The organism is Actinokineospora sp. PR83 (assembly GCF_021056305.1).
GTDB lineage: Bacteria > Actinomycetota > Actinomycetes > Mycobacteriales > Pseudonocardiaceae > Actinokineospora > Actinokineospora spheciospongiae.
On the sequence record NZ_JAJCXD010000041.1, the window covers coordinates 24,350 to 49,796 of the forward strand.

Here is a 25,447-nt window from a genome sequence, read left to right on the forward strand (position 1 = left end):
GAGGGGGGCTCGTCAGGTGTGGAGGACCTGGCGCGTAACGGCCGTGGCGCGGTCGAGGTGTTCCGGACTGCGGTGGATCTTCGCAGGCACGCTCGCCCCGATCCACAGGTCGTGGAGGGCCTCAGCCGTCGCGCGGGGGTCTCGATTGACAGTCAATCCTTATCGGACATGCTGCTGGTTCTTCTCGGTGCGGTACTGGTAGGAGATCGGAGTGAGGCGGTCGGGGTCGATCTTCCACGGCGAGTGGATGTCCAGGGTTCCGGCGGTGGCCTGTGGGGTGGTCGTTGTGCGGTCGAGGTGGATGTCGTGGACGACGATCAGCATGGTGTGGGGGTACTTCTCGGTCATGAGTTCGACTTCCCCGCGGGTGAGGATGATGTCGTCGCCCGCTGAGGTGGTGCCTTTGACCTCGACGTGGAGGTGTTCGCCGGGGCGGGTGGCATCGATGTCGTAGGAGTGGGTGGCGCCGACGTCTCGGGTGGTCCAGCCCTGGCTGGTGAGGTGGTCGGTGGCGAGGTCCATGGCGCGGCGCTCGACGGCGACCTTCTCCGGCTGGGTCAGGCCGCGGCCCTGTCCGCTGCGGCGGGTGCGGCCCGCGGTGCGTTCGGCGTCGGCGAGGGCGTCGAGGAGGTCCGGGTCGGCTTCGGCAGGCAACCCGGCAGCGGGCGCGGCGAGGTCACGGGCCAGACGCCCGGGATCGTCGGCGGTGTAGCCGGGGACCTCGACGCGCAGCAGGATCCGCTTGCGGTTGTTGCCTTCCTTCACCGCCCCCTCGGCCCGGCCGACCACGCCCTGGGCGCGGGTCAGCTTCTTGCGCAGCCCAGCCGTACCGGAGGCCAGCGAGATCGGGCCGTCCAGCAGGAGCCGCTCCGACTCAGGCCACCCCGACACCCGCGCAGAGGCCAGCAGCGCCCGCAGCAGCACCGCATCCCGCGCCGCCAGCCGGGCCAACAGCAGATCGAGCGCGGCCACGTACTCGTGGTTGCGCGCGGGACCGGCACCGGAAACCCGCCCACCACCACTCTCCAACACCACCGCGAGATGCCCGCCATCCACCTCGACACCGAACTCCGCGTTCAACACCACACCGTCATCACGACTCACTCGCATGCAGCAAGCCTGGCACGCCCCACCGACAACACCGCCGTCCCGGACCACCAGCACCTCCCTGAGCCGTCGTCAGGCGACGACGGGACACCCGGGACAACCTGCCCGTCAACCCGTCCCGCTCATCCACCGCAGGTCAGCGGATTGCGAGCCCCAACCGCCGGGCGTCCCGCACGACCTGTGTTCACGGACGACTCAGGACAGGCGGAGGCGTGTGGTCAGCGAGCGACTCCGGCCTCGGACACGACCACGACGAGCAGACCGCCACGGCAGCGAACGCTGCAGTACCTGGCCCTGCTCGCCACACAACACGGCATGCACTGGGTCAGCCTGGGCCTGATGCCCGGCTGGAACACCACCACCAGCAGCGAGTACGACGACAACCGGCTCGGGTTCTACCTCGGCGCGGGCGCCCAAACCTGGAACGACCAAGGTCCGGACGCCGTCCACACCGCCGACATGAGCACGGCACGCCACCTCGGGGCCCGGGTCGCAACCCAAGCCCTGCGCTATCAACGTCCGGTCGCGTCATAAACCCGCGAACGGCTAGAACGCCTGCCGCCCGGCGTCGGTCGGGAGCGCGTCCCGAGGTCCGCACAGCGCCAGCTCGCCATGGCCGCCTGCATCGGCGCAACCGGACCACCGGCGTGGCAGGTCAAACGCTCAGTCGACCCCGTGCCGCGACCCGCCGGGGGACAGCTCGGCGGTGAGTCGGCGGCGCAACTCGGCCGTCGCTTCCGTCTGCGGCAGGGCGAGCGTGAGGGAGAGCGCGCGCTCGCGGCAGGACTCGGCCGTGTCCTGCTCGGACAGCGCGGCCAGGTCCGCGAGGGCCGCGGCCTCGCGCAGCGGGTTCCCGAGGCGGGCGTAGAGGGCGGCCGCCTCGGTCAGGGCGGTGCGCGCCCCCGCGTCGTCACCGCCGCGCAGCAGGTCCGCGGTCAGGCACAGCGCTTCCGCCTGACCCATCAGGACACCCAGGCCGCGGAACAGCGCCAAGGCCTCGCCGCAGCGGTGGACGGCCTCGGCGGTGTCGGACCGGGCGGCCAGGACCCTCGCCGAGCGCACGAGGCTGTAGGCGTGGTTGGAGTCGTCGACCGGGGTGGGGGCGCCGCCGCGGCGGACCTCCCGGAAGTGGCCGACGCACAGCTCCAGTTGCTCGGCCGCGGCGTCCAGCTCCCCCTCGGCCAGCAGGTGCGCGCCGCGGATCGAGTGGGCGACGCTGAGGCCGGTGCGGTAGCCCGCCTCGGTGAACAGCGCGATCACCTCGTCGAGGACCCGCTCGTGGTCGGGCGAGCCCGCTCCCGCGAGCCGCGACGACAGCAGGTAGAGCCGCGACCACCCCTGTTCGCGCAGGTCGCCGGACGCCGTCGCGGCCTGCAGCGCGCGCTCGGCCATCGCCTCGCCGTCCTGCGGGCGGCCGAGCAGCTTGGTCAGCACCCAGGCCAGGAAGCCGCGGTGCACCGCCTCGTCGCGCTCGCTGCCGAGCGCGACCGACGAGCGCACCGCGAGGTCGAATACCTCGTGCCAGGTGCTGCCCGCCCCGTCGATCTCGGAGTACCAGTGCATGGCCTCCGACAGGTCGATCACCGCGCGGTGCTGCCCGCGCGCCGCCGCCCTGCCCACCGCGGCCACCCAGCCGCCCGCCTCGGCCGCCAGCCAGCGACCCGCCCCGAGGTGGTCGGCGAACTCCGGGGTGGGCGCGGGCGGCGGGGACACCCGCTCCGAGGGCTCGAAGTACCTGCCCGCCTCGGTCGCGGTGCGCACGAGCCAGTCGGTCAGGCGCTCGTCGGCCCGCCGCGCCGCCCCCGGGTCCTCGTCCTGGGCCAGCCGCTCGGTGGCATAGGTGTTGAGCAGGTCGTGGAACTGGTAGCGGCCCGCGTCGGTGCCCGGTTGCAGCAGGCTCGCGTCAGCCAGTTCCTCCAGGAGCAGTTCGGCGTCCCCCGCCTCCAGCAGCGCCCGCGCCGCGCCCGCGCCGAAGTCGGCGGCGGGCACCAGCGACAACCTGCGGAACAGCACCGCCGCGTCGGGGCTGAGCTGCCGGTAGGAGAGGTCGAACAGGGTGCGGACGTCCAGGTCGCCCGCGGTGAGGGTGCTCAGCCGCCGCCTGCGGTCACGTAGCTGCCCCAGCAGGTGCTCCACCGGCCACGCCGGGCGGCTGGCCAGCCGGTTGCCCGCGATCCGGATCGCCAGCGGCAGCCGCCCGCACAGCTCCGCCAGCTCGACCGCCGCCGCGCGCTGCGCCGCGACCCGACCCTCACCGATGATCGCCGCGAGCAGGGTGACGGCCTCCTGTTCCCCGAGCAGGCCCAGGCCGACCCTGCTGACCCCGACCAGCCCCACCAGCGCCTGGCGGCTGGTGACCAGGGTGAGGCAGCGCGGCCCGCCGACCAGCAGCGGCCGGACCTGGGCCTCGTCGGCGGCGTTGTCCAGCACGAGCAGCGCGGACCGGTCGGCCAGCAGCGCCCGGCACAGGCTCGTCCGCTGGTCCAGCTCCGCGGGGACGTCCACGGCGGGCACCCCGAGCGTGCGCAGCACCAGGTGCAGCACGTCCGCCGGGTCGCTCGGCTCGGCCGACATGCCGCGCAGCCGCAGGAACAGCAGGTGGTCCGGGAAGCGCGGCGCCAGCGCGTGCGCCGCGCGCACGGCGAGGCTGGTCTTGCCCGCCCCGGGCGGCCCGGTCAGCACTGCGACGTGCCCGGTCCGGCGCCCGCCGCCCGCCAGCTCGTCGGCGAGTGCGGCCAGGGCGGCCACCTCGCCGTCGCGGCCGGTCAGGTCGTCGATGTCGGGCGGGGGCAGCAGCACAGCGGGGGCGTCGTAGACGCGTGCCACGGGCTCGGTGCGCACCCTGCCCTGCTTGGCGGCCTCCCGCAGCCGGGTCAGCTCGTCGGCGGTGAGCGACAGCGGGCCTGCCATCGCCTCGATCGTGCGCCGCTGGGGGCTCCTGGCCACCCCGCGCTCCATGTCGCTGATGGCCCGCACGCTCACCCCGGAGCCCTCCGCGAGCTCCTCCTGGGTGAGCCCCGCCCGGAGGCGGTGGCCGCGCAGTAGGTCCTTGAACGCGGGCTCCGCCCCGGTGGCCGCGGTGTTCTTCACGCACCCCATCATCCCAGCCGGGCCGGGAGGCCCGCCGCCGCGACGCGCGTGCCCGGGGTGTCGCACCGGTCGCACTCGGCAGGCGTGCCTCCGGCGGTCGCGAGCCAGGCCGGGCCGCGTCGGCGACGCGTCCCCCACCTCCCGCGCCCGTGTCGGGTGGCCCGCACGATCGCGGTCCACCCGACACGGGTGCGGGACTGCTGCAGGTCAGAGGTTTGCGTTCGCGGCCAGGGTGACGCCTTCGATGCCCGCGCCGGGCTGGGCGGTGCAGGAGTACTTCCCCGAGCCGCGAGCGGCGAGCAGCGCCAGGCAGCGGCCCTGCGCGCGCTGGCCGTACGCGTTGGGGTGCAGGGACTCCTGGGTGTCACCCTGGGTGTTCCTGCCGGGCACGATGGTGACGTCGGTGAACCGGACCCACTCGTTGGCGGCCGGGCTCGGCGGGGTGCCCGGGGTGACCAGCGCGGAGTTCTTGTTGCACACCTCGTGCCCCGCCGTGGCGCCGCGCAGGTCCAGGAAGTCGGCGCCCTCGGCGGTGGCCGCCGCGCTCAGCACGGACGCGAGCTGGTCGTTGACGCTCCGGAGCCAGTCGCTGTCGGAGTTCCAGAAGGGACACCCGCCCACCTGGTAGCGGGTGTAGCCGCTCTCGGCGTACCGGTAGTCGCCACTGGCGGGCACGGGGTGGGCGTAGCCCTGGAGCACGAGCCGGTAGTCGGTGTCGGCGTACCCGGCAGCGCGCATCGTGGTGCGGACGTCGTCCAGAACCGCGGGAATGCTCGTCGTCAGCGCGGCCATCCGGCTCTGCACGACCTGGCTCTGGCTGGACTGGCACTTGTAGGTGACGAACACGGTGCTCAACATGAAGTCACGACCGCACTGCTCGGCGACGCCCGCGAGGTCGAGGTCGTTGCCGCCGATGGACACCACGACCACCTTCACCCGGTGGCTCCTGGCGACCTGGGCCAACTGCTCGTTCTGCGGGTTCTCCCCCTTGAAGGCGGTTCCCCCGGTGAGCACGTTTGTCGTCTTCGCCCCGGAGCAGGAGATGTTGACCGCGGTGGCGTTCGCGATGGCCGCGCTGTGGACCTCGGCCACGTCCGAGCGGTGACAGCCGTTGTCGGCGCTCGTCCCGTAGACCCGGTGCGGGTCGGCACCGCCCGGCGCCCAGGCACGGTCCGTGCCGCTGAAGTCCCCCTGCCCCGAATCGTTGGAGTTGCCCGACCACCGGCCCGCCTCACCGGAGATGAAGCTGTCCCCCAACGTCACCACCGCGGCAGGCGCCTGCGGCGGCGCGGCCTGTGCCTGGGGCGCTGCGGCCAGGCCCGCGACCAGGGCCACTCCCGCCACGACCGCACCTCCCTTCCACGGGCCGACGCGGAGACCGGTCATGAATGCGCTTCTCATGGCGTGCAACGTATGGGCCCCGCCCACCGGAGACCACGCAGAACAACCGGCAGGAATGGTTCCTCCGGTCAGCAACCGCACTCCGGCACCCGCAGAAGACCACTTCGAGCCGCTGCGCGACAAGTCGACGGAAGTGGTCCGGCAGTTCAGCTCGGCACAGACGCCGAACCGAGCCGGACCGACGTGGCCGATGTCCGCCTCCGGTGGGGTCAGGCGTGCTCGACCCGCCGGACCGCGCTCCCCGGGCGGCTCCAAGCGGAGGACAGGACCGCGTCGGCGAGGGCCTGCGCCGAGTCCCCGGTGCCCCCGCTGCGACGGTCGAGGACGAAGGTGACCGCGCCCGGGTCGGGCAAGCCCTCGACCGGGTGCAGCCCCTCCGGCACCAGCGAGGCCGCGAAGAGGGCGACCCCGAGGCCGGCCTGGACGGCGGCGCGCAAGCCGTTCAGGCGTTCGCTGACACAGCCGATCCGCCACTCGATCCCGTGGCTGCGCAGGGTTCCCAGCGCACGCGCCCGGGTGACGCTCGGCTCCGGGTAGACGACCAGCGGCAACGGCTCCCCCGACACCGGTCGCAGGCCGGGACCGCCCACCCACAGCAGGGGGTCCCGCCGGATGCCGTGCCCGGTCTCGCGCTTGGCCACGATCAGGTCGAGTTCCCCCTCGGCCAGGCGGCGGTGCAGCACCGCGCTCAGCTCGACCGACAGTTCCAGGTCGACATCCGGGTGGGCGCCGCGGAAGCGGCTCAGCACGTCCGCCGCGTGCCCCAGCAGGAAGTCCTCGCACACGCCGAAGCGGACCCGGCCGCGCGGCCCGGGGCGGGCGAAGTACCGCAGCGCCCGGTCCTGCTGGTCCATGATGCCCCGGGCGAAGCCGGTCATCGTCTCCCCGTCGCCGGTCAGCCGCACGCTGTGCGTGTCGCGCTCGAACAGCACGCAGCCGACCAGGGCCTCGAGGCGTCGGACGTGCTGGCTGACTGTGGATTGCCCCATCCCGAGACGGCGGGCGGCCTCGGTGAAGCCGCCCGCCTCGGCCACGGAGAGGAAAGTGCGCAGCAGCGCCGGGTCGATCACCTCTCCGGACTACCACTCACCGCCACCGCACGCGCATGAACTGTGGTTGCGAACACTACCGCCGCTTGGTGATGACCACCGGCTTGATGTCCCTCGGCACCGCGGCGAACGCGGACACCGGCACACCGAACGACGCGGCCAGGATCTCCCGCGGGATGGAGTTCAGCGTGCCGACGACACCGATGTCGTCGTTCGGCTCCGCCACGCTGGTGTTGAACATGACCAGCACGTCGAGACCCTCGGTCGAACTGGGGTTGGCGAAGTAGTGGAAGAACCCCTGTGGCGCGAACACCAGGTCGCCGCGGTTCGCGGTGAAGACGTCGTTGTGGTAGCTGCCGTCCGGGTGCGTGCCGAGGATGCTCCACTCCGCGCGGCCGGAGATGATGTAGTTGAGCTCCCACGCGGTCGGGTGCCAGTGGGGCTCCCGAATCCCGCCCGGGTCCAGGTGCACCAGGTAGACCGACCCGTTCTGGCCCGCGAGCACCGGGAAGTTCTGTTCGTTGGCGCCGCGCAGGTTCCCGCCGTCGTAGGTCGTGGGCGCGGTCGCGGCCAGGGAGAACAGGTGCGGGTGCGCGCCACCCGACGGTCGGGTGGGCTTGGTGGGCTGGTCGGCCCCCGCCGGGGTGGCGGAAGCCGTGGCGCTGAGCGCCGCGGCGGCGGCGACCCCCGCCCCTGCGCCCAGTGCGTCGCGCCTGCTGATCTTCGACATCGAATCGCCTCTCGAGAGGGAAAACCTTCCCTCTTGATCTTTCCGTTCCACGGGGAAACGGAAACAACCTCGGTCGGATCACTGTCATCGCGCCAACCGATGACCGCGGCGGCGAGCCGTGCCCGGGCGTCGAGGTGATCGCTCACGGTCCGGTGTGGACGGTTCTGGGGCGAGCCCCGGGGACTCGCCCCGATCACGGCGGCGGCAGTCGTGGCACGCGCCGACCCAAGCCCGCCCCAGCTGTTGTATACTTCCTGTGTACAACGACCCGCGAGTGAGAGGACCGACCGATGGGACGTCCGACCCCTCATGCCACCGAGGTCAGTGTGCCGATGCCCGAAGAGGCCGAGGTCCGCGCGGTGATCGGCGACTCCTACGACCCCGAGGCGACGCTGCACGTCGTGCAGATGTTCGCTGGTACCGAGGAGTTCTTCCCTGCGCTCATCGGCATGGTGAAGGCCGTGTTCGGTACGCGGGACATCGACGCGCGCCACCGCGAGGTGATCATCCTCCGGGCCGCCGCGGTGCTGAACGTGCCCTACGAGTGGCAGGCCAACGAGCAGATGGCGCGCAACGCGGGCCTGACGGACGAGCAGATCGACGCGGTCGCCGCCGACGGCCCCGTCACCGGCATCGACCCCGAGTTCGCGCTCCTCGCCGCGGCCACGGACGAGATGCTCACCACCGGCACCCTCACCGATCCGACCCTGCGGGCCATGCTCGACGCCTTCGGCACCGTCGTCACGCGCAAGTACATCACCACCATCGCGTGGTTCAGCATGCTCAGCCTGTTCCTCAACGCCACGCGCGTGCCGCTGGAAACCACCGACAAGATCGGCGACCGCGTCAGCCCGCTGGGCTAGCGTCCGGACATGGCAACGCGCAGGATCGACGTCTACTCGAAGTTGCTGGCCGACATCACCTCCTGGGAGCTGCCGCCGGGGAGTCCGCTGCGGGAGGAAGAGCTCGCCGCCCACCTGGGTGTCTCGCGGACCCCGGTGCGTGAGGCGCTGGCACGGCTGCGCTCCGACGGCCTCGTCGAGCAGCGCTCGGGCCAGATCGCCCGGGTGTCACCGGTGGGTTTGGACGACACCGTCGCCGTCTACCAGGCTCGTGACGCCCTGGAGACCTACGCCGTCCAGCTCGCGGCCCGGTCCTCGCAACGATCGCTGTTCGCTCCGCTGGCATCCGGCTACGACCGGTTCGCCGAGCAGGCGCCGAGAACGGACGAGCTGACCGACCGGCTGTATGCGCTCTCGGACGAATTCGACCAGGCGCTGCTCCGGGCTGTGCCCAACGGTTACCTGCTCGGGCCGTTGCAGGCGACACGGGCGGCCCTGCTGCGGCTGCGCAGGCTGTCGTCGTTCGCCCCCAGCCGGTTGACAGTCGCGGCGCGACAACGCGCCGACGAGTGTCGCGCCATCGCGGCAGGTGACGCCGAGAGCGCGGGACGCCTCAGCCACGAAAGGATCCAGTCCTCGCTGCACCACGTGATCAGCGCCCTGCTCGACGGCCAGACGGCCCGCGTCCTGCCATCGACGCTGAGGGAAGAGCACCTGTGACGACCTCGGGTTCCCGCGCTGACACGGGTCACGGTCGTGCAGCGCCGGGCTCGCGGGCGGGCAGACCGCGCAACAGGGTGTCGAGGAACAGGTCGAACCTCGACGCGTCGGCGCCGAGGCGGAGGGGGTTCTCGGTTGCCGCGAGCCAGCCGATGACGCAGGTGATGAAGATCTGCCAGCTGTGCTCGGCCATCTCGGCGGTGACGCCGGATCGGCGGAGAACGGCGCCGACCGCGTCCCTGAGCCGGTCGGCGGAGTGCGCGTTGTGCTCGTGTGGACGGGACAGGTGCGTGGCATAGCCGGGCAGGGCGAGGAATTCGTCGTGCATCGCCCACCCGAGCCGGGTGAGCCAGGCTCGGCTGTCGGAGTCCCCGGCGTCGGCCCGCAGCAGAACGCGCTCGACGACGACCTCGCTGACGAGGTCGAACAGCTCGTCGCGGTTCTTGACCCACCGGTAGAGGGCGCCGTGGCTGACATCGAGGCTCGCCGCGAGCTCGCGCATGGTCAGCGTGTCGACGTTCTCGGCCAGCGACACCGCTTCGACGATCCTGTCCCGGCTGATCTGGGCAGGACGCCCCGGACGCCGTCGCCCGGTCACTTCGTCGGTCATGGCACGACGATAGCCAGAACGCGCACCGTGCTGACCACCGTGGGACCTCGGAGGAAGCGACCGGCAAGTTAGTGGCCATTGGTCACTAATGGGGCTATGGTGAGTCGTGTCGGACGGATTCGCCATCACCACGAGCAGCGGGAGGCATGATGGGGCAAGCGGAGGAGGACGCGGCGACTCGCATCCGGGGGACGGTGGCGCCGGGGTTCGAGGTTGTGCGTGAGCGGTTCGCCGCGCTGCTGCACGCCGAGGGAAGCGAACTCGATGCCCAAGTGGCGGCCTACCACCGCGGGAAGAAGGTGGTCGACCTGTGGGCGGGGCCCGAGGGGAACGCCGACTCGATCATGGGGATCTATTCGGCGAGCAAGGGGGTCGCCCACCTGGTGGTGGCGCTGCTGGTCCAAGACGGTGTGCTGGGACTGGACCAGAAGGTGAGCCACTACTGGCCGGAGTTCGCGGTCGAGGGCAAGCGGGACCTCCTGGTGCGCGAACTGCTCGCCCACCAGGCCGGTCTGGTCGGCGCCACGAACGGGCTCACGGTGGACGAACTCGCCGACGACCAGATCGTGGCGGAACGACTCGGCGCGCAGCGCCCGTTCTGGCGACCGGGCCGGGCAGCGGGATACCACGCGCTGGTGGTGGCCGCGCTGAGCGGGGAAGTCGTGCGCCGCGTCACCGGCCGCACCGTCCAGGAGCACTTCGCCGAGCGGCTCCAGGCTCCGCTGGAGCTGGACCTGCACCTGGGTCTGCCCGCGGAGCAGGACGACCGGTTCCTCAGCGCGCAACCGATGACACCGACCCCGGAACGCCTGCGCGAACTGGCCGCGGCGGCGACCGCCCCGGACAGTCTCAGCGGCATCGCCTTCAACCGCCACCACCCGCGCAGCCGGGAGGTGTGGGAACTGCCCAACCTCGCGGTCACCCGCTCCCGTGGGCCCGCCTCGTTCGGGGGTGTCGGCACCGCCCGCGGCCTGGCCAAGCTGTACGCGGCTCTCGTATCCCCGGTCGACGGTGGCGACCCGCTGCTCGAACCCGCCACCGCGGCGGCGTTCGGCCAGATCCAGGACAACGGCTTCGACCTGGTCCTGCGGCAGCCCAAGGCGTGGGCAGTCGGATTCCACGCCTCGGCGGAGACCTACCCGGTCCTCGGGGCAGGCGCGTTCGGCCACAGCGGAGCGGGCGGACAACAGGCATTGGTCGACCCACGCCACGAGCTGTCCTACGCCTTCCTGCGCCGACGCTTCTTGCTCCCCGCCCAGGCCGATGCCGACCACCTGCGACTGCTGAGTGCCCTGGTCACCGCGGCACGGAGGGCCTGACTACCGTCCGTACCGGGTCGCGGTCAGTTGAACAACGCGACGACGCTCTGCGGCGCCTCTTCGCCGAAGAAGACTTCGAGGTTGTGCGCCGAGCGTTCAGCGACCTCGCGGCTGCGGGTGAACAGCCGCTCCTCGTACGTGGACAGCGCGGCCTCGACGTCGGAGTGCGCGGCCAGTTCGGCCGCCAGGTCGGCGCCGTCGTACATGGCGAGGTTCGCCCCCTCCCCGGCGAAGGGCGACATCAGGTGCGCGGCGTCGCCGACGAGCGTCACGCCGGGCAGCCTGTCCCAGCGCAGCCCGACGGGCAGGGCGTGGATCGGCCGGAGCACCGGGGCCGCGTCGCTCTCGGTCACGAACGCGGTGAGCAGCGGCGACCAGCCGTCGAACTCGCGGCTGAGCCGGTGGAGGCCGGCGGACGGGTCGTCGAAGACGATCGACCCCACCCACTCCTCGGACCGGTTCAGCGCCACGTATCCGCGTACCCGCCCGTCGGCGTAGCGGTGGGCGATGATGCCCTTGCCCGGAGCCACCGCCATCAGCGTGCCGCTGCCGATCGCCGCCACGACCTCCTGGTGGGTGCGCCCGCCCGGGGTCAGTGCGATCTCGACGAAGCAGGTTCCGCTGTAGCGGGGCTCTGCGGAGGTGAGCAGCGGGCGCACCGTCGACCAGGCGCCGTCCGCGCCGACGACGAGGTCGGCGTGGAACGGGGAACCCGCCGCGGTGGTGAGGTCGAAGCCGCCCGCCGGGTGTTGTCGGATCGAGGTGAGCTTGTGCCCCCACCTGATCGTTCCGGGCGCCAGCGAGTCGATGAGCAGGCGCCGCAGTTCGCCGCGGTCCACTTCCGGGCGGGTCGAACCGGGGTCTGCGGGCTTGTCGAGCAGAAGCGCGCCATGGCGGTCGACCACGCGCTTGGCATCCTCACCCGGGCGACCCAAGGCGAGGAATTCGTCGTGCAGACCGGCTGCGCGGAGCGCGGCCTGTCCGGTCTCCGCGTGGATGTCGAGCAGCCCGCCCTGCCCGCGGCTCGTCGCCGACGCCTCACCCTCGTGGATCGTCGCCGCGATGCCGTGAGTTCGAAGCACCCGGGCGAGCACCAGCCCGCCCAGTCCCGCGCCGATGATGGTGACAGTCTTCTGCATGAGACGCTCCTCTGTTGCGCGGGCACGTGCCTGCGGTGGTCAGCGCCGTGAGCGAACGGGACGTCCGATCTCGGCGAGGAGACGCTCATCGAGCAGAACTGTCTGCACCGGTGTATGCGCGAAGTCCGGCGGTTGAACCGCGGAGCATCGTTTTTCGCGACCTCACAACTGTAGCTCAGCACCCGGCCCGCGGCGGCCGGGTGTTCGCCGCGATCGGCTGCGGCGCTACCGCAGGTAGTCACCGGCCTCGGTTCCCAGCACGTTCAGCAGAGCGAGGGCTTCGGCGTCGGGGGACCCCGGCGGCGCGGTGTAGAGCACCAGGTGCTGGTCGCGGTCGGTGAGGGTGAGGGCGTCGCAGTCGACGGTGATCTGCCCGACGGTCGGGTGGCGGAAGGTCTTGGTGAGCATCGGCGCGGCCTGGACGTCGTGCCGCTCCCAGAGCCGGGCGAAGTCGGGGCTGGTGTCGCGGAGTTCGTCGACGAGGCCGGTCACCTCGGGGTCGGTGGGGTAGCGGGCGAGGGTGGTGTGCAGTTGCGTCACGACGCTCAGCCGGAACTCGGCGGCGTCGGAGATCCCGTACAGCGGCACGTCGGCGCGCGCCGGTCCGAGGAAGGCTCGGCGGGCGAGGTTGCGGTCCCGCGGGACGAGCTGGGCGAAGTCCTCCATGAGCGCGGCCGCGAGGTCGTTCCACGCGAGCACCTCGAACGCGGCGGACATCACGAAACCCGCTGTCTGCGGCAGCCGTTCGAGGAGCGCGAGGATGCTGGGGCGGACGTCGCGCCGGTGCAGTCCGGTACGGCTCTGCGCGGTGCCCGCGAGGACGTGGAGGTGGTCGGACTCGGCGTCGGTGAGGCGCAGTGCGCCTGCGATCCCGGCGAGGACCTCGCCCGAGGGCCGCGGCGCCCGGCCCTGCTCGAGCCGGGTGTAGTACTCCGTGGAGATGTGCGCCAGGACCGCGACTTCCTCGCGGCGAAGACCCGGCGTCCGGCGTCGCGGTCCCGGGGGGAGGCCGACGTCATCGGGCCGCAGCCGCTCGCGGCGGCTGCGGAGGAACACCCCGAGTTCCTGCTTGTCCATACGCCCAGTGTGCACGCGGCACGCCGGTGGATCCTGGTACAACCTGTGCCTGCATCCGGTCGGGGGCCTGCCAGAGGCTGTTGCCATGACGGACACCACCCACAACGCACCCATCGGCCTGCTCACCGGCAAGGTCGTGTTCATCACCGGCGCCAGCCGCGGCATCGGGGCCGCCGCGGCCCGGCTCTTCGCCTCCGAGGGCGCCGCTGTCGTGCTCGCCGCCCGCAGCACCGACGCCCTCGGCCGCATCGTGGAGGAGATCCACGCCGACGGCGGGGTCGCCGACGCCGTCACCCTGGACCTCGCCGACCCCGCGAGCATCCGCGACGCGGTCGACCGCGTCGAGGAGCTGCACGGGCGGCTCGACGGCGCCTTCAACAACGGCGCGGTGATCCAGCAGCCCGGTCCGCTCGACACCACCAGCGACGAGGACATCGACGCGCAGTTCGCGGTGAACTTCCGCTCGCACTGGACCGCGATGACCGCCGAGGCCGCACTCATGCGCCGCACCGGCGGTGGGGCGATCGTCAACACCTCCAGCATCGGCAGCCGTCGCGCGAACCCCTCCCTCCCCGCGTACGGCGCCATGAAGCGCGCGCTCAACAGCATCACCGAGACCGCGGCCGTCACCTGGGCGCCGGAGGGCATCCGGGTGAACGGCATCACCCCCGGCGGCACCGCCACGGAGATGATCGACGAGTGGGAGGCGGCGACCCCAGGCATCGTCGAGGCCACCACCGCGGCAACCCCGCTCGGCCGCATGGCCGAGCCCCGCGAGGTCGCCGAAGTGGCCGCCTGGCTGCTCAGCGACCGCGCCTCGTTCGTGGCAGGCGCGATCGTCCCGGTCGACGGCGGCGCGGGCGCCTGACAAGGGGAGCGGCCCGAGCCCCGGGCCGCTCCCCCACCACCCCGCCCAGGAACGACAACGGTGTTCCGATCACCGGCGACGCGACCGGTGTCGGTTCCGGCCCCGCGCGGAAGCTGCGGGCCGCCGAAGGAGAAAAGGGGAAACCAGTCATGACGGATCTCACGGGCAAGGTAGCCGTCGTCACCGGCGCCAGCCGCGGTATCGGTCAGGCGATCGCGATCCGCCTGGGTCGACTCGGCGCCCGCGTCGTGGTCAACTACTCGCGGGACTCGTCCGGCGCCGCCGCAACGGTCGCGGCGATCGAAGCCGGGGGCTCCCGCGCGGCCGCCGTCCGTGCGGACGTGTCGAAGCCGGACGAGATCGAGGCGCTCCTCGACACGGCGCGAAGCCGGTTCGGCGGCTTGGACATCGTCGTGGCGAACGCAGGACTCGACGAGGGCCTGGGTCCGGTGCTGGACGTCACGGAAGCCGAATACGACCGCATCTTCAGCGTGAACGCCAAAGGCGCGTTCTTCACGCTGCAGAAGGCAGGGGCCGTGGTCGACAGCGGCGGCTCGATCGTCTACATCGGCTCCAGTTCCACGCTCCGCCCCACTGCGGGCTTCGGCCTCTACACGTCGAGCAAACTGCCGGCGAGCTTCCTGGTCGGAGTGCTCGCCCAGGAAATCGGCGAACGAGGGGTCACGGTCAACGCGGTCGTCCCGACCGCGACGGACGGCGCAGGCCACTTCACCGATAGCAAAGCCGACGACCCACTCCGCCTGCTCGTGCAGAACGCCAGCCCGCTCAGCTCGCGCATGGGATCGGTCGATGACGTCGCGGACGCGGTCGAGTTCTTCACCAGCGGGCTGGCCCGCTGGATCAGCGGACAGCAGTTGCTCGTCAGTGGCGGCGCGTTGAGCTGACCAGGCCCCTCGCCGCGCATGGTGGCGTGGTGCAGCGACATTCCCGGAAACGCGGCCGAGCTCACCAGGATGGTGGTGTCCACGCCGCGCAGGGCCGCGTCCAGCGTGTCCGGACGGTCGAAGTCGCCGGTGACGATCTCGATCCCGTCGGCGAGGTCGTCGCGGTGGGCCACGCGGGACGGGTCACGGACCAACGCCCGCGCGGGCAGGCGTCGCGCGGGCAGCAGCCGCACGGCCTCGGACCCGACCGTGCCGGTCGCGCCGGTGACCAGGATCATCCTGTCCCCTTCGGAGAGCGTTCGTGGGCGGTCACAGCGTGGCGACCCGGCCCGCGTCGACGGCGAGGACAGCTCCCGTGATCGGCCGGGCGTCCTCCCCGGCCAGGTAGGCGATCACGCGGGCGACCTCGTCCGGTTCGTTGGCCCGGCCCAGCGGGCTGGCGGCGGCGGGGGTGTCGAGCATGTCGCCCATGCCCCTGGTGACCTCGGTGCGGCTGGGCCGGGGGTTGCCCGCTGGGCAGCCTGTCCAGCGAACTGTCCGACGACCACGGGTGGGTGCGCGACGCCCTGGACGCCGTGATCGCCCACATCCAGAACCACGCCGTCTCGCCTGCCTGAACGCATGGTTGGGCTTCACCTGATTCGCCTGGGGAAACACCCGGCGCGCGCAGGTCCAGGTCGAGTCCCGCCGTCGGTCGACGTGCCGCGCAACCGGCTCACTGAACGGTACTGCGAAGTCGCACCGCCGCGGGCGTGCGGACGGAGAGCACGACGCGCAGCCAGGAGGTGATCAGGTCGACGCGGCCCGGGCGGCCCTCGTCCTGGTCGTCGACGTCGCCAGGGTCCGATCAGGACAACGAGTATTTCTCGGTGAGGTGGTCCAGGTAGGCGCTGGGGCCTCCGTGCGTGTGGTCTTGGGCGCCTGCGCGGATGTGGGTGAGTGTGCGGTCGGCGCGCAATTCCAGGGTGGTGGTCGCCCTGCGGCCTTCCGCGGGCAGGCCGTCGTGGAGGTCGAGTACGTGCACGTGCTCGCCGAACACCTGGCGTGCCTGGGTTGCGGAGGCGACCGGGGCTTGGCCGGTGCGGTTGGCGCTGCTGACGTGCAGACCCCTGACACCGCCGAACACCGGTGCGAGTGGTGCCCACCGGGCGCCGAAGAGCAGGGTCTTCCCGTCGCGCGTGGCGGGCGCGATCCACGAGGGGTGAGTGTCCACCGGCACCAGCAGGGTCACCAGTTCCTCCACCAGGAGTGTGCAGGCCAGGTCGCGGGTCGGGTCGTCGAGGGCGGCGTGGGGGGCGAACTCGGCCCACCGCTCGTCGTCGGTGATCCACAGTGCGACGGACTGCTCCACCGGCCTGCCCTTGGCGGCGTTGACCGCCTGGGGCGTGGTCGCGGCGACGACGCTGGTCAGGGGGTGGGGGTTGGGCAGCACCACAGCGCCGCCTGCGCGCAGGACCTCCCGCGCTTCGGTCAGCGCGGCATCGACCCGGGTGCCGGTCGCGTCGCTCACGCCACGGCCGCCGATTCGCGCAGGGTGTTGAGGTAGTCGGTGAAGACCTCGTCGGGGATGACGGGGTGATTGCGGCGGAACGCCTCCGACTTCACCCACGCCAGCGCGGCGAATGCCTCCTGCTTGCTCAGCTCGTAGCCAAGCCGGGAGGCCACCGCGCGCAACACCCGGCCGCTGGCGAGGTGGGTCAGCAGGACGGTCGGCTCGATGCCGAGAACGGCCTTGGGATCAAACGGCTGGAACGTCGCCGGACGCACGAACGGGGTACCGGTGGAAATGGTGCCCACACCAGTGCCCACGATCGGAGTGGTCACGGTGATCGGCAGACCGGTTTCCGCCGCGACCATGCGGGCGATCACCGGCAGCCGAGTCAGATCCGGCGCGGTGTACCACAGCTCGACGCCCGCGCCCAACAGCTCATCGGCGCGGTACGCGAGCAAGAACAGCAACTGTTCGGTGGCGACCATGCCGCTACGCTCGGCCACACCCAACCACGACGACGACACCCCTCGCACCCCGGCGCGGACAGCCTCCAGGGTGTTCACCAAACCCAGCCCGAGATCGTTGTGCAGGTGCGTCACGAACACCACATCCGCACCCGCCCGCGCCCGCAACTCACCGAACAACGCACCCGCCCGCGTATGCAGCATGTCCCCCGTCGTATCGGCGATGACGATCAAACCCGCGCCCACCGCAGTCAGCTCGGTCGCCGCCACGGCCATCAACGCGACGTCACCACGCGGCGCGTCGGCGAAACAGACGTCCGGCACGACGTCCATCCCCGACTCGACCACCAAGCGCACCAACCCCACCGCCTCGCGCAACGCCTCGGCAGCAGTACCGTGCACCATCGCGTCCGCAATCTCGTCCGAGGCAGGCACCACAATCATGACCCGGGCATTGCGGGCGCCCGCCACGCACCGACACGCCTGCAGGACATCCTCCGGCGTGGCCCGGCACACCGCCGCAGGGCTCACCCGGTCCCCCGCCTCCAACGCAACCCGCCGCGTCGCCTCGAACTCCTCACGACACACCGCCGGGAACCCCGCCGCGAACACCACGTGCCGCGGCCCGTCGGCGCCGAACATCGCCCCCTGGGTGCGCGCCAACTCCACCCGGAAGTCCGCACTCATCAACGTCTTGCCCTGAGCGCCGTCACGGGCCGATTCCTCCCACAACACCACGCGCCCACCCAGAGCCGTTTCCCGCACGATGTCCGGATACGTCATTTCACACTCCCCGACAAAGAAAAGGAACCAAACAAAAATCAGTGAACGTCGAGCTTTTACCACTGTCAAGGTGACCCCCGACACCTTGATGGCCGCTGCGTTAAATCGTGGCGAAGAAGCCCTGCGATCCCGTTCGACAGGTACAGCGATCGCACGTGAAACGGATTTGTATGCGGATCGCCCATCACGCGAGGGTTCGCAGGAAGAACAGAAATCGAACGCTCCTCGAATAAATCCTCCGCTGCCCGATCGGACAATTTCGGGCGCCCGAATCAGGCCCGGACGGGGGTACCCGGTTGCCCTATCGTCAAGCCCGTCAGGCGATATCCACGCTCCACCGGACGGCGCATGGAGCAACCGAGTCGGAGCTGGCAATTCCCATTCACACAACCGGAACCGGCGTGGGTCCCGCGCGTGAACTCTTCCGCACGGGAACGGGTCGGGTCGAAGTGGTGCGCACACCGGGGCGCCACTCGTCGAGGTCGACCGCGATGCCCGTGGAGCGGACGGCGGCCAGGTCCCGGTCGAGCCCGCGCCGGAACGTGATCGTCGCCGCGGTGAACCGGCCCAGGTCGCCGCCCGGCTCGCCCGGGGCCCAGGAGTGCGCGAGCAGCGCCTTGCCCACCGCCGTGCAGTGCAGGGGCACGTCGTCGCCGAGACCCGCGGCGAACCCCGCCGAGCGGCTGCCGCACACGCGGTGCACCACCCCGGCCGCACCGCCGGAGCGGACGGCGAGCAGGACCGGCTTGCCGACCGCCTCGTGCAGGTCGGTCAGGTACGGGAGCAGGTGTTCGCGCAGCCGCGGGTCGACGGGCTCCGGATCGGGCGGGGCCAGCGCGGCGACCTTGGCGGTCAGTCGGTAGCGACCGGCCTCGGCGCGCACGAAGTCCGCGTCGCACAGGAAACCCAGCACCCGGTGCGTGGTCGACTTGGGCAGCGCCGCCGCGCGCGCCAGCTCGGCGACCCCCGCCGCGCCCCGGTGCGCGGCGAACGCCTCCAGCACCGCGAGCAGTTTCGCCGCCGCGGCCCTGGCCGTGGGCGGGTCCTCGCCCACCCCCGCGATGGCTCGGGGTGCGGGTGATGACGATCGCGTCGTCTCACTCAATGGAGCACCGACACCTTCCTCGTCGTGTTCCCGCGCTGCGCGGGTGGGGTGCCACCAAGGCTACGAACCCGGTCGACCAGCCGTCCTGCGGAGATCCGCAGTAGTCCGGACGGGTCCGCAACGACGTCCCCGCACTCCGCGGCGGGACCACCACGCCGTTGCCGCACCGAACCGGTGGCACCGGACCGACGCACGAACCGACCGCAGCCCCGCCGTGCGAACCCCAGGAGGATCGGATGCCGCAAACCCCTCTGCCCGACCCGGCGCTGATCGGCAGGGACCGCGAGCAGCGGGTCCTGCACGAGAACCTCACGGCGGCGGGCGAGTCCCCGGGTCGTCCTGTTCGAAGGGCCGGAGGACCTCGGCGAGGCGGTGATGGCCCGCCTCGAACCGGCCCGTCCCCGGCATCGGCGACCCCGATCACCACCGTCGCGCTCGACAGCCCGCGGACCACCGCGTCGAGCCCAGCCCCCAGCGCCGCCCGGTCGTCGCCCAGCACCACGGCGCGGTGCCCGAACCCGGTGCGCGCGGACGCCGGCGCGGTGCCGACACCGGCCGGGCCGAGGTCGAGGACCGAGCGCAGCCGGGCGGCCTGGCCGCGCAGCGCCGCCGCAGCTCGACAGGCCGACGACGGCGATCGGCGCGTGGTCGGCGGTGGCGATGCTGTGGGTGCGCATGGCGGCCCTTCGGAGTCGCGATGGTCACGGCGAGCGCGTCGGCACTGCGGAGGCGACGGTACGTTCGGGCGTGTCCGCTGTCGGGCAGCGTTCCCAGCGGCGGAACGCCATCGCGGGGTACGCGCGGAGGAGGCAGGGCCCGCGAACCTCGTTCCACGAGTCGGAACGGGGACTTGCGCGCGCGACGCCTCTCGCTCCCGGCGGCGTCACCTCGCGCAGCGTCGTGAGTGGTCACCGCCAGGTCGGTCGGGCAACGGTGTGGGCGGGAAGGCGATCCGGTGGTAGTCGACACCGCGGTGCGGGCACGGGTCACATTCCCGGCCGCAGGCGAGCACCCGGGAGAGTCTGGGTGCCCCTGATGACAAGGAAATGTAGTGCGCCTCACCGGACGAGCGAAGGCACCACTTCCCACCCCGGCACAATGTCAACGGCGCCTCGATTTACCGTTGCGGTGGATGCCGTTGTGGACATACGCATATCGACACGCATTGCCTTGACACCGAACGCTTTCCCGGCACGTCAAGGGGATCCGTTGTGATGCGCGGCTCGCGCGTTCGAGCGAACCGAAACTCATTCGCGAAGAGTGGAACAGTGGCCGCCGAACGGGTGAACATGTCGAGTTGGTGTAGGCATCCAATGGGGCATCAGGCATTCTCCAGACGTCGGATGTATTGGCAGTCCGCAAACAGCAGCGGCAACCCGATCCGATCGCACAGCGGCGTGCCAGTTCCGGACGGTCTGAACCACGTGCATTCTCTCTTCCCTCTCTTCTGTGAAGGACGGCATCCGCGTGAGCGCAACTCCAGCGTGGTCAGGCGTCAGGGACACCCCACCGCCGGGCCCCGGGTCGACCGGGACGGGGTGCGACCGCGATCGGGGTGGCGCGCGACCTGCTCCTGCTCGACCGGTGCGACGTCGTGCTGACCGGTGGCAGCGAGATGATGCTGACCTCGCTGGTCACGGCGGGGTTCGCGCGGATGGGCGCGCTGTCGCGGCGCCCCGCCGACCCGCGGTCGGGCGGTCACCGGGCTGCGGGTCGCCGAGGGCGAACCGGTGTTCGCCGGGGGACGAACCCTGGACTGGGCGCGAGACGGCACGACCTGGCGGTGCTCGGCCCTGGTGCGGTCGCCCCGCGGCGAGGTGGCGGCGATCCGCCTGACCTGCACCGCGGAGGCGGCCGGATGACCCCACCCATCGGTAGTCGCACCGTATTGGAAGGACAACAGGATGGACCTTCACGGCTTCTTCGCCGAGCTGATGGACTGGCACTTCGCGCCGGAGACCGGCTCGCCGTTCTGGCTGGAACGGCTACCAGGACTCGGTTTCGACCCGAGGACCGACGTGCGTACACACGAGGACCTGCGGCTGTTCCCGAACGTGGTCGACGAGCTGCGCGCGGTCCCGGTGGCCGACCTGGTGCCACGGGGCTACCGAGGCGATCTGGACGTCATCGGCGCCTACGACAGCGGTGGGACCACCGGCGACCCGAAACGGCTGCTCCTGCACGCCGACTGGTTCGCGAGCTACCTCCCCTGGGTGGGTGAGCGCATGGACGCCCTCGGTTTCCCGGAAGCGGGCAACTGGCTGGCGCTGGCGCCCAGTGGGCCGCACGTGTTCGGCCGGGTCGTCGCGGACCTGGTCCGGCGGCGCAAGGGCATCCTGTTCACCATCGACCTGGACCCGCGGTGGGTCCGGCGCTGCCTGGCCGAGGGCCGCACCGAGGAAGCCGAGCTGTACACCGAACACCTGCTCGACCAGGCCGAGGCCATCCTGACCGGCCAGCGCGTGGACGTCCTCGTCGCCACCCCGCCGCTGCTGGAACGCCTGAGCCTGCGGCCCGCGCTGGTGGAGGCGGTCACCGCGAACGTGCGCACGATCCTGTGGGGCGGGGCCAGCCTCGACCCGGACACGCGGCAGCTGCTGCGCGAGGAGGTCTTGCCCACGGTCGGGCTCTTCGGCATGTACGGCAGCACCACGATCCTCGGCGGCGCCATGGAACGGCCTGCCGCCCCCGGGGACCCGGTGTGCGTGTTCGACCCGTTCGCACCGCAGATGACCTTCTCGGTGGTCGACCCCGCCACCGGGGAGGACGTGGCCGAGGGCGAGCGCGGCCAGGTGGTCATGCACCACGTCAGCCGCTCCCTGCTGTTGCCGAACAACCTCGAACGCGATCTGGCCACCCGGATCGCCGCCCCGCCCGGGGTGCCCGGCTGCTCGGTCGCCGACGTCGCCCCGGTGGCCGCCTTCCAGGACACCAAGGTGATCGAGGGCGTTTACTGATGCCCCTTTTCCTCCCCGCACTGGGGCCTGCGGGCCCCTACCGGACCAACCGAACGGTCCCGCTCACCACGGTCACCGGAGCCGAGTACGGCACGCTCGCCCAGGTTCCGCCGCTGTACGTCCGGCGGGCCGTCGAGGCCCTCCGCGTGGCCACCCCGCCACCCGCGCCGCAACGGCTGTCTGCGCTGCGCGCGGCGGCCGAGCTGTTCGCAGGCGGGGCCGTGGACGGCGTGCCGCCCGAGGAGCACGAGGCCGCGGTCGCGGAGCTGAGCGGGATCGCGCTGCCCGTGGTGCGCATGGCCACGCACACGTTGGCCCACACCCTGCGCACCGCCGAGCAGGTGGCGGCCGCGGCCCGCCCGCACGGCATCGCCGAGCGCCTGCGGTCCAGCGGCGGCCGGGCCGTGTGGACGCGCCGGGGTGAGGTGTTGGGCGTGCTGGCACCGGGCAACCACCCCGGCACCCACGGCCCGTGGCTGACCGCGCTGGCACTGGGCTACCGGGTCGCGGTCCGGCCGTCCACCCGGGACCCGATCACCCCGGCCCGGTTGGTCGCCGCCCTCCGCGCCAGCGGGTTCGCCGACCAGGTGGCGTTGCTGCCCAGCGGCCACGAGGTGGCCGACGAGCTGGTCCGCGCGGCCGACCTGGCCCTGGTCTACGGCGGAGCCGAGCTGGCCCGGCGCTACGGCGGCCGGGACGACGTGCTCGTGCAGGGCCCGGGCCGCAGCAAGGTCCTGCTGTCCACAGCGGACTGGCGAGAGCACCTGGACGTGCTGGCCGACTCCGTGGCGGGGTTCGGCGGCACCGCCTGCGTCAACACCACCGCGATCCTCGTCGACGGTGATCCGCTGCCGGTCGCGGAGGCCCTGGCCGCGCGGCTGGCCGCCCTGCCGGTGTACCCGCCCGGGCACGAGGAGGCAGTGCTGCCCGCGTTCCCGGAGGCGCGGGCGAGGGAACTGGAGGAGTTCCTGCGCTCCCGGCTGGCAGGCGCGCGCCTGTTCACCAACGGCCCGTTGACCGAGGTCCTGCCCGGCGGTGGGGCGGTGCTGCGGCCCGCCGTGGTGCTGCTCGACCGCGCCGAGGACCCGAGGCTGAACCTGGAGCTGCCGTTCCCGTGCGTGTGGCTGGCGCCGTGGACCCCGGCCCGGGGAACCGCGCCACTGCGGGACAGCCTGGTGGTCACCGCGCTCACCGAGGACGAGGCCCTGCTCGCCGACCTGGTGCGGGAGCCCACGATCCGCAACCTGCACGTGGGTGCGCATCCCACCCACGTGATGGACCCGCTGCTGCCGCACGACGGCTACCTGGCGGAGTTCCTGATGCGCGCCAAGACCGTTGTCGGCCCCGCCGCACAGACCGAAGGGCACTGACATGCTCGCCGAGACCGATGTCCGCAAGCTGACCGCGCTGTTCGACCGCGTCCACTTCCGCACCCTGGACGAGGTGCTCCGGGAGGCCCTGGGGTCCGGGGCGGACGCGCGGGCACTGCGGCTGGTGACCGAGTCCTGCGCGTTCGACCACGCCGCCACCCTGGTTTTCCCCAGCGAGCCCGGCCAGGTGGCCGACCTCCTCGGCGGGCTCGGGGCCACCCCGACCAGCACCGTGCCCAGCGTGATCGTCCGAGACCGCCTCGCCCGCCGCTTCGGCAGGCCGGTCGAGGAACTGGACGTCACCATCGAGCACTTCGCGGTCGGCGCGGAGGCGGGCTGCCCGAGGGGCCTGGAGATCTTCTGCCTGTCCCAGGCCCAGGCCGAACCCGCGATGATGCGCCGGGAAGCCCGGGAGGACAACGAGAGCCACTTGGCGTTGCGGGTCCGCAACCCCGGCCACGACAGGCTGCGCGAGTTGAGCACCGCCATGCAGCGGCTCGGTCTGCGTGCCGACGGGGGTGGTTACAACCCGGCGGAGGACGAGGCGGCTGGTGGGCGAACGGTGTTCTACTTCGCCGTACCGGGCGGCGCCCGCCTGGAGCTGTTCTGCTCAGGCCGGCACCGCGAACTGCTGGCCGCTCACCTGGGTGGTGCGGACACCGTGCCCGCCCCGCACGCCCTGCTGAACCTGCTCACCGGGCACTGGGCGGCACGCGCGGTGCACGTGATGGCGCGCTGGGGCATCGCCGACCTGCTCACCCCGGTCCCGAGGACGGCCGATGACGTGGCGCACACCCTGGGCGCGGACAGCCAGGCCATGGCCCGACTGCTGCGCTACCTGCACGGCATCGGTGTGGTGCAGGCGGGGAAGGACGAGACCTACGCGCTCAGCCCGGTCGGGGAGCTGCTGTGCGCGGACAACCCGTTCCGCGACCTGACCGCCTTGTACGGCCAGGAGTTCTACGAAGCCTGGGAACACTTCGAGCACGCGGTGCGCACCGGCACCAGTGCGTTCGGTGCCACCTTCGGCATCGAGCACTTCGACTACTTCGCCGAGCACCCGGACGCCGCCCGCGCCTTCGACCGGGCCATGTCCGCGGTCAGCGGACTGGTCGCGGACAGCCTGGGCCGCAACCACGACTTCCTCCCGGGCACCACCGTGGTGGACGTCGGCGGTGGGGACGGCACCATGCTGCGCGAGGTGTTGCGGACCCATCCAGAGGTCAACGGCATCGTGGTGGACCGCTCACACGTGGCTTCCGCGATGACGGCAGGGGAACGGCTGGTCTCGGTGACCGGCGACTTCTTCACCGAGGTGCCCGCCGGACACGAGGTCTACCTGCTGTCCCGAGTACTGCACGACTGGTCGGACGAGGACTGCGTGCGCATCTTGAAGGTCTGCCGCACCGCGTGCCCGGAGGGAGGCACGCTGCTGGTGGTGGAACGGCTGCTGCCCGAGGACGGAACCCGGTCGCTGGCCCAGCCGTGGGACCTGCAGATGATGGCCATCACCGGCGGTCGCGAGCGGACCTCATCGGAATACGCGACGCTGCTGGACGAGGCAGGCTTCGCGATCCAGGCGACCACGGAGCTGCCGGTGGACCTGCGGCTGCTGGTCTGCCGCCCGACGGGCAACCGGCCCTGACCGCCGACGATCTGGCCCCGGCCTTTGACCCGCACCTCCACAAGCTGCGCAACGTGGTCGAGCGCTGCTCCAACCTGCTCCCCCGCTGCGAGACCACCGCCTGCCGCCACGCCCACCGCGCGGTGAACCACCCGGCGTCAGGGCGCGGCGGCGAGTCGTCCGGTGGCCGCTGCGGGCTCTTGGCGCGCTGTGGTGGACTCGTCGATCCCGGCCGGTACACCGAAGTCCGGTGGGTCAGCCACAGTGGCGGTTGGCCCACTTGGCGTGCTGGATCCAGCCGCCGGTGTTGGCTCGTGCGCCGAAGCTGATGCAGGAGTTCGGGGCGTAGATGCGCACCGGGCCTGCGTAGTAGGCGTAGGAGTTGCTGCAGTCGGCTTGACGAGTGGCGGTGTCGGTGAAGCCAGAGCACAGGTTGGTGCTGCCTGCGCTCGGGATGTCGGCCGAGGACTTCGACACTGCCACCGCCATGCCGGCGGCCTGCCCCCAGGAACCATCGCGGGTGCGGTTGACCAGACAGTTCGTGGTGCCGTTCTCCAGGTACACGTCGACCTGGGCGAAATTGTCGTCGCCGTAGACGTACTGGCCCACCAGGGTGCCTCCGCAGCCCTGCGCCGCCACGGCGGGCGTGGCGCCCACCACCGCGCCCGCCGTCACCACCACCATCGCCGCCACGGCGGCGAGCGGGCGAAGACGTCTGATCCGGTTTCCTCCGCCGATCGTCGGCATCCTCATCACGACCTCCCTGTCGTCATCCGCCGGGAGTGTCCCAACCAG

The 25,447-nt window shown here is 71.8% G+C and carries 21 protein-coding genes and 4 pseudogenes; 11 read left to right on the forward strand and 14 right to left on the reverse strand.

Translation table 11 applies throughout. The annotated features are described in order from the left end of the window. Positions 1-159: 159 nt before the first annotated feature. Positions 160-1,110, reverse strand: coding sequence for a DUF3883 domain-containing protein (locus L6E12_RS15360; RefSeq protein WP_236228588.1), 951 nt, complete (start codon positions 1,108-1,110; stop codon positions 160-162). Between the two features lie 312 nt (positions 1,111-1,422). On the opposite strand from L6E12_RS15360, the gene L6E12_RS15365 reads away from it, so the two are divergent. After that, positions 1,423-1,641, forward strand: a complete 219-nt coding sequence (locus L6E12_RS15365) for a hypothetical protein (RefSeq protein ID WP_236228589.1) — start codon at positions 1,423-1,425, stop codon at positions 1,639-1,641. 129 nt (positions 1,642-1,770) lie between these two features. On the opposite strand, the gene L6E12_RS15370 is transcribed toward L6E12_RS15365, so the two are convergent. The 4 genes from L6E12_RS15370 to L6E12_RS15385 all read right to left on the reverse strand — a co-directional run bounded on the left by L6E12_RS15370 (position 1,771) and on the right by L6E12_RS15385 (position 7,377). After that, positions 1,771-4,197 carry a helix-turn-helix domain-containing protein gene (locus L6E12_RS15370; RefSeq protein ID WP_236228590.1) on the reverse strand — a complete coding sequence of 809 codons (2,427 nt, stop codon included), beginning with the start codon at positions 4,195-4,197 and terminating at the stop codon, positions 1,771-1,773. A 207-nt stretch (positions 4,198-4,404) separates the two neighbouring features. Continuing rightward, positions 4,405-5,598 (reverse strand): GDSL-type esterase/lipase family protein, encoded by a 1,194-nt coding sequence (locus L6E12_RS15375; RefSeq protein ID WP_236228591.1) that lies wholly within the window; start codon positions 5,596-5,598, stop codon positions 4,405-4,407. Positions 5,599-5,807: 209 nt separating this feature from the next. Continuing rightward, on the reverse strand, positions 5,808-6,668 hold the full coding sequence (locus L6E12_RS15380) for a LysR substrate-binding domain-containing protein (RefSeq protein WP_236228592.1): 861 nt from the start codon (positions 6,666-6,668) through the stop codon (positions 5,808-5,810). Positions 6,669-6,723: 55 nt separating this feature from the next. After that, a complete protein-coding gene (locus L6E12_RS15385; protein ID WP_236228593.1) occupies positions 6,724-7,377 on the reverse strand; it encodes a cupin domain-containing protein in 654 nt (217 codons plus the stop codon). Positions 7,378-7,709: 332 nt separating this feature from the next. Here L6E12_RS15385 and L6E12_RS15390 point away from each other — a divergent pair, with 332 nt between their 5' ends. Together L6E12_RS15390 and L6E12_RS15395 are read left to right on the forward strand one after the other, a co-directional pair. Next, positions 7,710-8,240, forward strand: a complete 531-nt coding sequence (locus L6E12_RS15390) for a carboxymuconolactone decarboxylase family protein (protein ID WP_236228594.1) — start codon at positions 7,710-7,712, stop codon at positions 8,238-8,240. 9 nt (positions 8,241-8,249) lie between these two features. After that, a complete protein-coding gene (locus tag L6E12_RS15395; protein ID WP_236228595.1) occupies positions 8,250-8,939 on the forward strand; it encodes a GntR family transcriptional regulator in 690 nt (229 codons plus the stop codon). A 28-nt stretch (positions 8,940-8,967) separates the two neighbouring features. On the opposite strand, the gene L6E12_RS15400 is transcribed toward L6E12_RS15395, so the two are convergent. Beyond that, positions 8,968-9,549, reverse strand: coding sequence for a TetR/AcrR family transcriptional regulator (locus L6E12_RS15400; protein ID WP_236228596.1), 582 nt, complete (start codon positions 9,547-9,549; stop codon positions 8,968-8,970). A gap of 146 nt (positions 9,550-9,695) precedes the next feature. Between L6E12_RS15400 and L6E12_RS15405 the strand changes: the two genes are divergently transcribed. Further along, the gene (locus L6E12_RS15405; RefSeq protein WP_236228597.1) at positions 9,696-10,868 is read left to right on the forward strand and encodes a serine hydrolase domain-containing protein; all 1,173 of its coding nucleotides are present in this window, start codon (positions 9,696-9,698) and stop codon (positions 10,866-10,868) included. 23 nt (positions 10,869-10,891) lie between these two features. Here the strand turns inward: L6E12_RS15405 and L6E12_RS15410 are convergent, their stop codons facing one another. After that, positions 10,892-12,007 carry an NAD(P)/FAD-dependent oxidoreductase gene (locus L6E12_RS15410; RefSeq protein ID WP_236228598.1) on the reverse strand — a complete coding sequence of 372 codons (1,116 nt, stop codon included), beginning with the start codon at positions 12,005-12,007 and terminating at the stop codon, positions 10,892-10,894. A 225-nt stretch (positions 12,008-12,232) separates the two neighbouring features. Further along, a complete protein-coding gene (locus tag L6E12_RS15415; RefSeq protein ID WP_236228599.1) occupies positions 12,233-13,084 on the reverse strand; it encodes a helix-turn-helix transcriptional regulator in 852 nt (283 codons plus the stop codon). Positions 13,085-13,169: 85 nt separating this feature from the next. Here L6E12_RS15415 and L6E12_RS15420 point away from each other — a divergent pair, with 85 nt between their 5' ends. Continuing rightward, on the forward strand, positions 13,170-13,952 hold the full coding sequence (locus tag L6E12_RS15420; protein ID WP_236228600.1) for an SDR family NAD(P)-dependent oxidoreductase: 783 nt from the start codon (positions 13,170-13,172) through the stop codon (positions 13,950-13,952). Between the two features lie 149 nt (positions 13,953-14,101). Continuing rightward, positions 14,102-14,857, forward strand: coding sequence for an SDR family oxidoreductase (locus L6E12_RS15425; RefSeq protein WP_236228601.1), 756 nt, complete (start codon positions 14,102-14,104; stop codon positions 14,855-14,857). Positions 14,858-14,919: 62 nt separating this feature from the next. Here L6E12_RS15425 and L6E12_RS15430 read toward each other — a convergent pair. Beyond that, positions 14,920-15,135, reverse strand: a pseudogene (locus tag L6E12_RS15430) (NAD(P)H-binding protein); the annotation flags it as partial. 31 nt (positions 15,136-15,166) lie between these two features. Further along, positions 15,167-15,349: pseudogene (locus L6E12_RS35730) on the reverse strand (SDR family oxidoreductase); the annotation flags it as partial. Between the two features lie 8 nt (positions 15,350-15,357). Between L6E12_RS35730 and L6E12_RS35735 the strand changes: the two are divergent. Continuing rightward, positions 15,358-15,474 (forward strand): annotated as a pseudogene (locus L6E12_RS35735) (hypothetical protein); the annotation flags it as partial. 230 nt (positions 15,475-15,704) lie between these two features. On the opposite strand, the gene L6E12_RS15440 reads toward L6E12_RS35735, so the two are convergent. The 3 genes from L6E12_RS15440 to L6E12_RS15450 form a co-directional block, all read right to left on the reverse strand. After that, on the reverse strand, positions 15,705-16,367 hold the full coding sequence (locus L6E12_RS15440) for a hypothetical protein (RefSeq protein WP_236228603.1): 663 nt from the start codon (positions 16,365-16,367) through the stop codon (positions 15,705-15,707). Continuing rightward, the gene (locus L6E12_RS15445; protein ID WP_236228604.1) at positions 16,364-17,596 is read right to left on the reverse strand and encodes a 2-isopropylmalate synthase; all 1,233 of its coding nucleotides are present in this window, start codon (positions 17,594-17,596) and stop codon (positions 16,364-16,366) included. Before L6E12_RS15445 ends, L6E12_RS15440 begins: the two co-directional genes overlap by 4 nt. A gap of 382 nt (positions 17,597-17,978) precedes the next feature. After that, positions 17,979-18,701: an IclR family transcriptional regulator gene (locus tag L6E12_RS15450; RefSeq protein WP_236228605.1), complete on the reverse strand. Its 723-nt coding sequence runs from the start codon at positions 18,699-18,701 to the stop codon at positions 17,979-17,981. Positions 18,702-20,250: 1,549 nt separating this feature from the next. Here L6E12_RS15450 and L6E12_RS35740 point away from each other — a divergent pair. The 4 genes and pseudogenes from L6E12_RS35740 to L6E12_RS15465 form a co-directional block, all read left to right on the forward strand. Beyond that, positions 20,251-20,364 (forward strand): annotated as a pseudogene (locus L6E12_RS35740) (beta-ketoacyl synthase N-terminal-like domain-containing protein); the annotation flags it as partial. Between the two features lie 241 nt (positions 20,365-20,605). After that, positions 20,606-21,658, forward strand: coding sequence for an AMP-binding protein (locus L6E12_RS15455; RefSeq protein WP_236228606.1), 1,053 nt, complete (start codon positions 20,606-20,608; stop codon positions 21,656-21,658). Next, a complete protein-coding gene (locus L6E12_RS15460) occupies positions 21,658-23,028 on the forward strand; it encodes an aldehyde dehydrogenase family protein (RefSeq protein WP_236228607.1) in 1,371 nt (456 codons plus the stop codon). Before L6E12_RS15455 ends, L6E12_RS15460 begins: the two co-directional genes overlap by 1 nt. Before the next feature lies 1 nt (position 23,029). Further along, complete coding sequence (locus L6E12_RS15465) at positions 23,030-24,673, forward strand: acetylserotonin O-methyltransferase (protein ID WP_236228608.1); 1,644 nt, start codon at positions 23,030-23,032, stop codon at positions 24,671-24,673. Between the two features lie 234 nt (positions 24,674-24,907). Here the strand turns inward: L6E12_RS15465 and L6E12_RS15470 are convergent, their stop codons facing one another. Beyond that, positions 24,908-25,405: a hypothetical protein gene (locus L6E12_RS15470; protein WP_236228609.1), complete on the reverse strand. Its 498-nt coding sequence runs from the start codon at positions 25,403-25,405 to the stop codon at positions 24,908-24,910. Between the last annotated feature and the right edge of the window lie 42 nt (positions 25,406-25,447).